This window comes from Marinimicrobium sp. UBA4209 (assembly GCF_002381585.1).
GTDB classification, from domain to species: domain Bacteria; phylum Pseudomonadota; class Gammaproteobacteria; order Pseudomonadales; family Cellvibrionaceae; genus Marinimicrobium; species Marinimicrobium koreense.
Window position 1 is genome coordinate 4,710 of the sequence record NZ_DFTP01000084.1, and the last position, 494, is coordinate 5,203.

Genomic DNA, 494 nt, shown 5'->3' on the forward strand with positions numbered 1-494 from the left:
CAGGGTCGCGGCTTTGCGGTGGTAGCCGATGAAGTGCGCACCCTCGCCTCCCGCACCCAGAGCTCCACCACCGAAATTCAGGAGATGATCGAGCGCCTGCAGGTGGGTGCCAAAGAAGCCGTGGAAATGATGGCCGAGGGTACCAGCCAGGCAGAAGCCTCGGTGGAGAAAGCCGGTGAAGCCACCAACTCTCTGGTGGATATTACCGAGCTGGTCAGCGTGATTCGCGACCGCACCAACCAGGTGGCCGTGGCCTCGGAAGAGCAGAGCTCGGCCACACAGCAGATTGAAGGCAACATCGACAGTATTTCCCAGGTTGCATTGAGCACGGCGGAGAGCTCCAGCCGGATCAATTCCAACACCAGCAGCCTGGCGGAAACCGCGGAAAAACTCACCAGCCTGGTGAACCGCTTCAAGCTGTAGGACAGCGCACCAAAAACCATAAGCCAGAGAGAACAAGCGTCATGAAAAAACAACTACTTCTTTACAGTGTG

1 protein-coding gene is annotated in these 494 nt (G+C 57.7%); it reads left to right on the forward strand.

Going from position 1 to position 494, the window contains the following annotated elements; genetic code table 11:
* Positions 1-423: methyl-accepting chemotaxis protein (locus B3187_RS12290; RefSeq protein WP_286806765.1), on the forward strand; the 423-nt coding region annotated here is incomplete at its 5' end.
* Positions 424-494: the final 71 nt, after the last annotated feature.